This is a genomic window from Streptomyces bobili, from assembly GCF_002154575.1.
In the GTDB taxonomy this organism is placed as follows: Bacteria; Actinomycetota; Actinomycetes; order Streptomycetales; family Streptomycetaceae; genus Streptomyces; species Streptomyces bobili.
Genome location: NZ_MUBA01000326.1, coordinates 1 through 7,746 on the forward strand (window position 1 = coordinate 1; position 7,746 = coordinate 7,746).

The 7,746-nt window shown below is 71.8% G+C and carries 5 protein-coding genes; all 5 read right to left on the reverse strand.

Features of this window, described 5'->3' with window-relative positions:
- Positions 1 to 76: 76 nt before the first annotated feature.
- The 5 genes from BZL64_RS25030 to BZL64_RS25050 all read right to left on the reverse strand — a co-directional run bounded on the left by BZL64_RS25030 (position 77) and on the right by BZL64_RS25050 (position 7,697).
- Positions 77 to 1,207 (reverse strand): inositol-3-phosphate synthase, encoded by a 1,131-nt coding sequence (locus BZL64_RS25030; RefSeq protein ID WP_086771455.1) that lies wholly within the window; start codon positions 1,205 to 1,207, stop codon positions 77 to 79.
- A gap of 278 nt (positions 1,208 to 1,485) precedes the next feature.
- A complete protein-coding gene (locus BZL64_RS25035) occupies positions 1,486 to 2,829 on the reverse strand; it encodes a ThuA domain-containing protein (RefSeq protein ID WP_086771456.1) in 1,344 nt (447 codons plus the stop codon).
- A 12-nt stretch (positions 2,830 to 2,841) separates the two neighbouring features.
- Positions 2,842 to 5,367 carry a PQQ-dependent sugar dehydrogenase gene (locus tag BZL64_RS25040; protein ID WP_425276066.1) on the reverse strand — a complete coding sequence of 842 codons (2,526 nt, stop codon included), beginning with the start codon at positions 5,365 to 5,367 and terminating at the stop codon, positions 2,842 to 2,844.
- 88 nt (positions 5,368 to 5,455) lie between these two features.
- A complete protein-coding gene (locus tag BZL64_RS25045; RefSeq protein WP_086771458.1) occupies positions 5,456 to 6,454 on the reverse strand; it encodes a sugar phosphate isomerase/epimerase family protein in 999 nt (332 codons plus the stop codon).
- 13 nt (positions 6,455 to 6,467) lie between these two features.
- On the reverse strand, positions 6,468 to 7,697 hold the full coding sequence (locus BZL64_RS25050; RefSeq protein WP_086771459.1) for a Gfo/Idh/MocA family protein: 1,230 nt from the start codon (positions 7,695 to 7,697) through the stop codon (positions 6,468 to 6,470).
- Between the last annotated feature and the right edge of the window lie 49 nt (positions 7,698 to 7,746).

The following is a 7,746-nucleotide window of genomic DNA, read 5'->3' on the forward strand; positions in this document are numbered from 1 at the left end:
GTACGGGGATCGGGAGTACGGCGCTGCTCCCTCGTGGACGCCGGGGCGCCCACCTGATGCCCCACCTCTCCCCCGCTCACCGTCCGTCCTCCTCGCTCAGTCGGCGGGCGAACCTCTCCAGTTCCGCGTACTGCTCCGCCAGGGAGGCCGGCGCGTCTCCCACGGGGTCCTTGAAGAAGAAGGCGAGTTCGGGGCGCGGGCCCGAAAGACCGCGCTCGTGGGCGCGGGCGAGGAGGCGGGCCAGGTCCAGGACGAGCGGGGCGGCGAGGGCCGAGTCGCAGCCCTGCCAGATGGTCTGGAGGACCATGCGGGTGCCGAGGAAGCCGTCGAAGGCGACGTGGTCCCAGGCGGTCTTCCAGTCGCCGAGGGCGGGCACGTCGTCGATGTGCACCTGCCCCTCGGGGACCGTGCCGAGGGTGTCGGCGAGGACGCGTTCCTTGCCGGCGTTCTTGGCCGCGGCTGCCGCCGGGTCGGCCAGGGCGGCTCCGTCGCCGCCGCCCAGCAGGTTGGTGCCGGACCAGGCCCGCACATCGAGGGCCCGCTGGGCGAACATCGGCCCGAGGACGGACCGCAGCAGCGTCTGCCCGGTCTTGCCGTCGCGCCCGCCGTACGGCAGCCCGCTCGACGCGGCGAGACCGGCCAGGCCCGGGTGGTGCAGGCCGGTCGAGGGGGTGAAGTTGACGTAGGGGCAGCCGGCGCGCAGGGCCGCCGCGGCGTAGAGGGAACTGGCGGGAAGGGCCGCTCCGGTGGGTGCGGGTTCGGTGGAGGCGACGTTCACCACGACCGCACGGTCCAGTCCCAGCCGTCGTACGAAGTCGCGCAGGTCCGTGGCGAAGGCGGCGATCAGCTCCTCCTCGTCGCGGGTGTCGCCGGGGAGGGGGCCACCCGGCCTGATCTCCCGTTCGGCAGCGGCGAGTTCGGCCTCGACGGCGGCGGGGAGGCCGGGCGGCAGAACGCCGCCGGCGGCGAGCTGTTCGGCTCGCTTGGGCAGCGGACAGTCGAGGGTGTCGTGTCCGCCGAAGACGAGGGAGGACAGCGCGGGCAGTCCGCTGCGAGCGAAGGCGGGGGTCTCGGTGACCAGGCCCGTCGGCGGGCGCAGTCCTGCGGTCAGGGCGGCGCAGCCCGCCACGACGGTGGTGGCGACGGACCCGCGGGCCCCGATCAGCCAGACGCCGACGCGAGGGGGGAGTTGGCGGGGCGCGGACATGGGCGGCCTCCTTGTCGTGCGCGAAGCTGGGCGCGGAGAGGGTGAAGGCGGAGAGAGCGAGGGCGGAGAGGGCGAAGGCGGAGAGGGCGAAGGCGGAGAGGGCGAAGGCGGAGAGGGCGAATGAGCAGAGGTGAGCGCGCGGAGGTGAGCGCGGGCAGACGGGCGGGCGGGGAGACAGGCCGGAGCAGAGGTGAGCGGCGAGCGGTGCGCGCGCCGGGCTCTGCGCGCGGGGATGGGTGACGGCGGGCGGAGGTCCGGCGTCCTCCGCCCGCCGCCGTTCAGGAGCCCTTGACGGGCAGTTCCTTGATCCGGACGTCGCGGAAGGACACCTGGTCGCCGGTTCCGTGGTTCTGGAGACCGAGGTGACCGTCGCGCAGGCTGCGGGCCGGGTCGGTGTTGGTGAAATCGTTGATCTTCACGCCGTTGAGCCACAGTCGGAGGCGTTCGCCCTCCACGCGGATCTCGTACGTGTTCCACTCCCCCGGCGGATTCAGCGCACGGTCGCGCTTCTTCAGGTCGGCGGACCGGAAGCCGTAGACGGACCCTGTGGTCTTCTCGGGTACGTCGGTGGCGTCGATCTGGATCTCATAGCCGTTGTTCACCGCCGACCAGGGGTCGTCGGAGGGCGGGAAGCCCACGAACACACCGGAGTTGTCGTCGCCGGAAGCGCTTGCCATCTTCCAGTCGAGCTTCAGGGAGTACGAGGAGAAGCCCGAGGCGGCGTACCAGAGCAGGCCCATCCCGCCCGAGGACGTGAGGGTGCCGTCGTCGTCGAGGGTGAAGGAGCCGGGGCCGGCCTGACGCCAGCCGTCCAGCGAGCTGCCGGCGAACAGCGGACGGTATCCGTTCTCCGGTCGACAGTCGGCCTGGATCTCGCCGACCGCATACAGGATTCCGCCGACCAGGTGTCTACGGAATACCGGATCCGCGTAGGACTCCTTCGTGTGACCGCCGCCGGTGTAGAAGGCGCGGCCACCCTGGTAGTCCTGGCACCAGGCGATCGGATGGTCGCCCCGCATGGTGCCGCCGGTGTACGAGGACTCGTCGAGCGAGGCCAGCACGTGGGCCCGGTCGCGCGGATTGGAGCGGTAGTTGTACCACTCGTCGGTCCGGATCCAGGACCGCGGGAGTCCCGAGGTCGCCGGGTGGGCGTGGTCCTCGACGTCGACCGTGGCGGGCTGGATCGCCGGGTGCGACTGGAAGTAGGCGCCGGCCAGGCCGCCGTAGAAGGGCCAGTCGTACTCGGTGTCGGCTGCCGCGTGGATGCCGACGTATCCGCCGCCGCGGCGGATGTAGTCCTCGAAGGCCCGCTGCTGGGTGTCGTCGAGGACGTCGCCGGTGGTCGAGAGGAAGACCACCGCGTCGTAGCGCCGCAGGTTGGCCGGCGTGAAGGCGCCCGCGTCCTCGGTGGCGTGGACGGTGAAGCCGTCGGTGGCCCCCAGTTCCTTCAGCGCGGCGACGCCGTCGGGGATCGAGTCGTGCCGGAAACCCGCCGTCTTGGAGAAGACCAGGACGCGTGCCTCACCGGGGGACGGGGAGTGTGAGGCGGCGGGCAGCGTGGCGCCGCCGAGGAGCAGGGCGGCTCCCGCAAGTGACGTGGCCAGTCGGCCGGTTGAGCGCATGAGAGCCTCCTCTCAGTTCGCGGTGAGGGTGAAGTCGTCCAGCTCGTACAGGGCTGCGGAACCGCTTCCCCTGAAGACCAGGTAGAGCGTGGTCGTGCCCTTGGGTGCGCGGGACAGGGGGGCGCTGACGTCCTGGTAGGTGTCCCAACCGCCGGTGGGCGGCACCGTCGCCCTGCCGAGCAGGGTGCCCGTGCGCGAGCCGGCGCGGACCTCGAGCGTTCCGCCGGAACCGGCGGACGCGACGCGGGCGGTGAGCTTCTTGGCGTCGGCGAGGACGTACGGCGTGAAGGAGATCCAGTCGCCGGAGGCGATCTCGCCGACGGTCCGGCCGCCGTGCGCCGATTCGCGGGCGGTCACGGTGACACCGGAGGAGTTCCCGAAGTGCTCGGCCTGGCGGTGTCGGGGCTGGAGCAGGTTCTGGTCGTGGGTGGTGAGCGCCGCCTGGCCGCCGCCCCCACCGTCGGTGTACTCGGCGTCGAACACGCCGAAGATGTTGGCGTCGTCGTCGTGGCCGCCGTCGGCGCTGGTCTGGATGGTGCCGGTGCAGCCGTTCGCCGAGGTCACGGGGTGGCCGTGGCTGTCGTGGCCGAGGACGAAGGTGACCTCGACCTTCGAGCAGTCGATCGCAGCGTCCTCGGGGTCGGTGACGCGCACCTTGAACGGGATGGCGTCGCCGAAGCTGAACAGCTGCCCGTCCCTGGGAAGTTCGAGGGTCACCTTCGGCGCGGTGTTGCCGACGACCACCTGCACGCTCGCGCTGCCGGTGCGTCCGCTCGGGTCCTTCGCGGTGAGCGTGGCGGTGTAGGTGCCGTTCTTGCGGTAGCGGTGCGTGGGGTCCGCCGCGGTGGAGGTGGAGCCGTCGCCGAAGTCCCAGCGGTAGGTGAGCGCGTCACCGTCCTGATCCGTCGTGCCGGCGGAGGAGAAGCTCACCCTGAGCGGCGCCTGACCGGAGGTGCGGTCGGCCGCGGCCTGGGCGACCGGGGAGTGGCCGTCGGTGGCGTTCTCGATGCGGTACAGGGCGGAGTGCTCGTCGCCGCCGAACCAGGAGACGCCGTAGTCGAGAACGTACAGCGCACCGTCGGGACCGAAGGTCATGTCCATGATCTGCGTGCCGGTCCACGGTACGTCGTTGATCGCCTGCACGGTGCCGTCGGCGTCGCTGGTGATGCGCTTGATCCAGCGGCGGCCGAACTCCCCGGCGAAGAAGTCGCCGTCGTAGGCCTCGGGGAACTTCACCGGCGAGTCGAGCGCCGGGTCGAAGTGGTAGACGGGGCCGCCCATGGGCGACTCCGAGCCGCTGCCGAACTCGGGCAGCGAACCGCCGTCGTAGGGAATCCAGGCGGGCTGGGCCGGCGGCAGGTCGGTGAGGCCGGTGTTGTGCGGCGAGGTGTTCTTCGGTGCGGCGCAGTCGAACGGCTCACCGGATACACCCGTCGCGAAATCGTAGGCGGTATACGGGTCATTGTCGCCCGTACAGAACGGCCAGCCGAAGTTGCCGGGCCGGGTGACACGTGCGAACTCGACCTGTCCGGCGGGGCCGCGGGCCGGATCGGCGGCACCGGCGTCGGGGCCGTAGTCGCCGACGTAGAGGATGCCCGTCTCCTTGTCGACGCTGAACCGGAACGGGTTGCGGAAACCCATCGCGTAGATCTCGGGCCGCGTCCGGTCCGTGCCGGGCGCGAAGAGGTTGCCGTCGGGGACCGTGTACGAGCCGTCGGCGTTCACCTTGATGCGCAGGATCTTGCCGCGCAGGTCGTTGGTGTTGCCGGAGGAACGCCGGGCGTCGAAGGCGGGGTTGCGGTTCGGGCGGTCGTCGATGGGCGTGAAGCCGTCCGACTGGAACGGGTTGGTGTCGTCGCCGGTCGACAGGTACAGGTTGCCCGCCGCGTCGAAGTCGATGTCGCCGCCGACGTGGCAGCACAGCCCGCGGGAGGCCGGCACGTCGAGGATCTTCGTCTCGCTGGCGGCGTCCAGGGTGCCGTCGGTCTTCAGGACGAACCGGGAGAGCCGGTTGACGCCGTCGAAGGGCGCGAAGTCGGCGGCCGTCCCGGTCTCGGGGGCGTCACCCGCGGGGGTGTCCAGCGGGGGTGCGTAGTAGAGGTAGATGAAGCGGTTGGAGCTGAACTGCGGGTCGACGCCGATGCCTTGGAGGCCCTCCTCGTCGTGGGAGTAGACGGCGAGCTTGCCCGCCAGGCGGGTGTTGCCGGCGGCGTCGGTGAGGCGCAGCTCGCCGTCGCGCGAGGTGTGCAGGACGGAGCGGTCGGGGAGGACCGCGAGGGACATGGGCTCCCCGACCTCCGCCTCGCCCTTGGCGAGGGTGACCTGCTGGAAGTCCTCGGCGGCGACGGCCTCCGCCGCGGCCGGGGATGCCTGGGCCGCCCGGCCGGCGACGGCTGCGCCGGCCTGCGGTGCGGTGAGGGAGAGTGACGTCCCGGCCAGCAGGGCGCCGCCGAACAGGGCGATGGCCCTGAGCAGCGCGGGACGTCGTCTGCGGGGCTGGTGTCTGGCGGTACGGATGGTGCGGTCGTTCCCGTGCACGGGTGCCTCCAGCATGGGGCCGGTTGTACGTGCGGGTGCTTGCGCCGGGATGCGCCGTCATCCCGGAGAGCCTGTGGTGATCCTGGGATCAGTTGCCGAACGCCGCGTCGAAGGAGGCCGACGGCGGCTCGAAGTCGTAGGCCCTGAGGGTCTTCAGTGCCTCCGGGGCGCCCTGGAGCCGGTCCATGCCGGCGTCCTCCCACTCCACGGAGACCGGGCCGCGGTAGTCGATCGAGCGCAGCATCCGGAAGACGTCCTCCCAGGGGACGTCGCCATGGCCGGCTGACACGAAGTCCCAGCCGCGGCGGGGGTCGCCCCAGGGCAGATGGGAGCCGAGGCGGCCGTTGCGGCCGTCGAGGCGCTTGCGGGCCTCCTTGCAGTCCACGTGGTAGATGCGGTCACGGAAGTCCCACAGGAAGCCGACCGGGTCGAGGTCCTGCCACACGAAGTGGCTGGGGTCGAAGTTGAGGCCGAAAGCCGGTCGACGGTCGACTGCATCCAGGGTGCGTACGGTCGTCCAGTAGTCGTAGGCGATCTCGCTCGGGTGGACCTCGTGGGCGAACCGCACGCCCTCCGCGTCGAAGACGTCGAGGATCGGGTTCCAGCGCTCTGCGAAATCCTGGTAGCCGCGTTCGATCATGCTTTCCGGGGCGGGCGGGAACATGGCGACCAGGTGCCAGATGGCGGAGCCGGTGAAGCCGATGACGGTGTCGACGCCGAACGCGGCCGCCGCGCGGGCGGTGTCGGCGATCTCGGTCGCGGCCCGTCGCCGGACGCCCTCCGGTTCGCCGTCGCCCCAGATGCGGGCCGGCAGGATGGCCTGGTGGCGTTCGTCGATGATGGCGTCGCAGACGGCCTGGCCCACGAGGTGGTTGGAGACGGCCCAGCAGTTCAGGCCGTACTTGTCGAGCAGGGCCCGCCGGGAGTCGAGGTACGCCGGGTCGGCGAGGGCCTTGTCGACCTCGAAGTGATCGCCCCAGCAGGCGAGTTCGAGACCGTCGTAGCCGAAGTCGCGGGCGAGGCGGCAGACCTCCTCCAGGGGGAGGTCTGCCCACTGACCGGTGAAGAGTGTGAATCTGCGGGGCATGCTGCGAGCCTCCTCAGTCGGCGATCGGGGTGTAGACGGAGTTCTTCTCGGCGCTCTCCTCGACGGCCGCCAGGACGCGCTGGACCTGCAGCCCTTCGGCGAAGGAGGGCTGCGGCACCCGGCCCTCGGCGATCGCGTGGACGAGGTCGCGGGCCTGGTGGACGAAGGTGTGCTCGTAGCCCAGGCCGTGGCCGGGGGGCCACCAGCCCTCCAGGTAGGGATGGTCGGGTTCGGTGACGAGGATGCGCCGGAAGCCGGCGTGGACGGCGGGTTCGGTGGCGTCGTGGAACCACAGTTCGTTGAGGCGTTCCAGGTCGAAGGCCAACGAGCCGCGCTCCCCGTTGAGTTCGAGGCGCAAGGCGTTCTTGCGGCCGGTGGCGTAGCGGGTCGCCTCGAAGGAGGCGAGGGCGCCGGAGACGAAGCGGCCGGTGAACACGGCGGCGTCGTCGACGGTGACCGTCGCGGTGCCGGCCCGGCCTGCGCCCGCGGCCAGGCCGCTGCTCGGTCCGCCGGGCAGCGGCCGCTGCCGTACGAACGTCTCGGTGAGCGCCGAGACCCCGGCCAGCCGCTCCCCCACGAGGTGTTGTGCGAGGTCGACGATGTGCGCGCCGAGGTCGCCGAGGGAACCCGAGCCGGCCCGCTCCTTGCGTAGCCGCCAGGTCAGCGGGAACTCCGGGTCGTTGAGCCAGTCCTGGAGGTACGTCACCCGGACGTGCCGCAGCCGGCCGAGCCGGCCCTCGGCCACCATGCGCCGGGCCAGCGCGGTGGCGGGGACCCTGCGGTAGTTGAAGCCGACCATGGCCAGCTGCCCGCCTGTTGTGAACGCGGTTTCCGCGGCACGGGTCATGGTTTCGGCTTCCTCGACCGTGTTCGCGAGGGGCTTCTCGCACAGGACGTGTTTGCCCGCCGCCAGCGCCGCGAGAGCGATCTCGGCGTGGCTGTCGCCGGGCGTGCAGATGTCGACGAGGTCCACGTCGTCGCGGGCGATCAGCGCCCGCCAGTCGGTCTCGGTCGTCGCCCAGCCGTGCCGGTCGGCCGCCGCGCGGACGGCGGCGGCGTCGCGCCCGCAGAGCGCGGTGAGCACCGGGGTCAACGGCAGGTCGAAGACGCGGCCCGCGGTGCGCCAGCCCTGGGAGTGGGCGGCGCCCATGAACGCGTAGCCGACCATGCCGACGCGGAGCGGGGGCTTGCCGGCCTCCGCTCCGGCCTCCTCCGGTCCCGCTGACTGCTGCGGCTGTTCCATGCAGGTGTCCTCCTCGTGGTCGTGGCGCGGTGGGGGGTGGGGCCTGCCG